This is a genomic window from Pseudomonas sp. (genome assembly GCF_041601375.1).
Classification (GTDB): domain Bacteria; phylum Pseudomonadota; class Gammaproteobacteria; order Pseudomonadales; family Pseudomonadaceae; genus Aquipseudomonas.
In genome coordinates, this window is sequence record NZ_JBFIIG010000288.1 from 1 (window position 1) to 2718 (window position 2718).

Below are 2718 nucleotides of genomic sequence, written 5' to 3' on the forward strand. Positions count from 1 at the left end.
ATCACGCTGGTGGAAGAGGGTAATTTCGATGTCGATAAGTTAATCGCGCAGGCCAACGAGCAGGTGCCTGTGCTCGGTATCACCGGTACCGGTGGTGCGGGTAAGTCCTCACTCACCGACGAACTGATTCGTCGTTTCCGTCTCGACCAGGACGACCAGCTGAATATCGCCATCCTGGCCGTTGATCCGTCCCGGCGAAAAACCGGCGGCGCTCTGCTGGGCGACCGCATTCGCATGAACGCACTGTCGGGGGGCAAGCTGTATATGCGCTCGCTGGCCTCAAGGGCGGCAGGGGCCGAGGTTTCAGAGGCCCTGCCAGGCGCGATTGCAGCCTGCCGTGCCAGCGGCTTTGATCTGGTCATCGTGGAAACCGCCGGCATTGGCCAGGGCGATGCAGCGATTACCGAGCATGCTGACGTGGCCCTGTACGTGATGACGCCCGAATTCGGGGCCCAGAGTCAGCTCGAAAAGATCGACATGCTCGACTTCGCCGACGTGGTGGCGATTAACAAGTTTGACCGTCGCGGGGCCGAGGATGCCCTGCGCGATGTGCGCAAGCAGATGCAGCGTAATCGCCAGGCGTTTGACGTAATGCCCGACAAGATGCCGGCCTTTGGCACGCAGGCCAGTCACTTCAATGACGATGGGGTGACCGCGCTGTACCAGGAACTCAAGCAGCAACTGCTTGAAAAGGGCCTGCAAGCGGATGAAGGCCGACTGCCGAAGGTTGAAGGCAGCAGCAGCCATGCCGGTGAAGGCGTCGTGCCGGCTGCCAGGGCACGTTACCTGGCCGAAATTGCCGAAGCCGTACGCGAATACAAAAGCGAGACCGGACGCCAGGCGCAGATCGCCCGTGAACGTCAGCAACTGGCCGCCGCCCGGAGCATGCTGGGCGATTCGGATTCGGCCCAGGCGCTGGACGCGCTGATCGCAGAACGTGAAGCCGAACTGGATAAAGAGTCAATACAACTACTCGAAGACTGGCCGCAAACCCGCGAGGCCTATCGCCAGGACGAATACGTCTACAAGGTGCGCGACCGGGAAATACGCTCGCCGCTGTTTCGTGAGTCACTGTCCGGTACCAAAATCCCACGGGTAGCGCTGCCAAACTATTCCGATGAGGGAGACATGCTGACCTGGCTCAAGCTGGAAAACCTGCCCGGTCGTTTCCCCTATACGGCCGGTGTGTTCCCGCTGAAGCGCGAGGGCGAGGACCCGGCCCGCATGTTTGCCGGCGAGGGCGGACCGGCGCGCACCAACAAGCGGTTTCACCTGCTGGCGGAAGGCCCGGGTGCCAGCCGCCTGTCCACGGCTTTTGATTCGGTGACGCTGTATGGCAACGACCCCGACGAACGCCCGGACATCTACGGCAAGGTCGGCAACTCTGGCGTGTCCATTGCCACGCTCGACGATATGAAGCTGCTCTACAGCGGCTTTGACCTTTGTGCGCCGACCACCTCGGTGTCCATGACCATTAACGGCCCGGCACCTACGATTCTGGCCATGTTCATGAACACGGCCATCGACCAGCAGGTCGACAAGTTTCGCGATGAGCATGGTCGGGAACCCAATGCCGGCGAACTGGAGGAACTGCGTGCCTTTGCCCTGCAGAATGCCCGTGGCACAGTACAGGCCGATATTCTCAAGGAAGACCAGGGCCAGAACACCTGCATCTTCAGTACCGAGTTCTCGCTTAAGTGCATGGCGGATATTCAGCAGTATTTCATCGATCACAAGGTGCGGAATTTCTACTCGGTATCGATCTCCGGCTATCACATCGCCGAGGCGGGGGCGAACCCGATCTCGCAGCTGGCGTTTACGCTGTCTAACGGCTTTACCTATGTGGAGAGCTACCTGGCGCGTGGCATGGACATCAACGATTTCGCGCCGAACCTGAGTTTCTTCTTCTCCAATGGCATGGATCCGGAATACACGGTCATGGGCCGCGTGGCCCGGCGCATCTGGTCGGTGGCCATGCGTGAGCGTTACGGTGCCAACGCCCGTTCGCAGATGCTCAAGTACCACATCCAGACCTCGGGTCGTTCACTGCATGCGCAGGAAATCGACTTCAACGATATTCGCACCACCCTGCAGGCCCTGATCGCGCTGTATGACAATGCCAACAGCCTGCACACCAACGCCTATGACGAGGCGATCACCACGCCCACCGAGGAATCGGTACGCCGGGCACTGGCTATCCAGCTCATCATCACCAACGAATGGGGGCTGTCGAAGAACGAGAACCCGAACCAGGGTGCCTTCATCCTCGACGAGTTGACCGAGTTGGTGGAAGAAGCCGTGCTGGCCGAGTTCGAGCGTATCTCCGAACGGGGCGGTGTGCTCGGTGCCATGGAAACCGGCTACCAGCGTGGCAAGATTCAGGATGAGTCCATGCTTTATGAGCACCTCAAGCACACGGGTGAGCTGCCGATTATCGGTGTGAATACCTTCCTGCCCAAGGAAACCGCCACGGAAGAAACCACGCTGGAACTGGCCCGTTCATCGGATGCCGAGAAGGACGATCAGATCGTGCGCCTGCGTGACTTCCAGTCGCGCCATGCCGATGAAGCGCCGGCGGCGCTCAAACGCCTGCAGCAGGTGGCGATCGAAAACGGCAATATCTTTGCCGAATTGATGAACGCCGTACGCGTGGCGTCGCTGGGCCAGATCACCAACGCCCTGTTTGAAGTCGGTGGGCAGTACCGGCGGAATATGTAG

General features: G+C 60.1%; 1 protein-coding gene. It reads left to right on the plus strand.

Translation table 11 applies throughout. From position 1 onward, the window contains the following. The coding region (gene icmF / locus ABZE94_RS21125; RefSeq protein ID WP_372878147.1) for a fused isobutyryl-CoA mutase/GTPase IcmF at positions 1–2718 on the plus strand (2718 nt) is incomplete at its 5' end.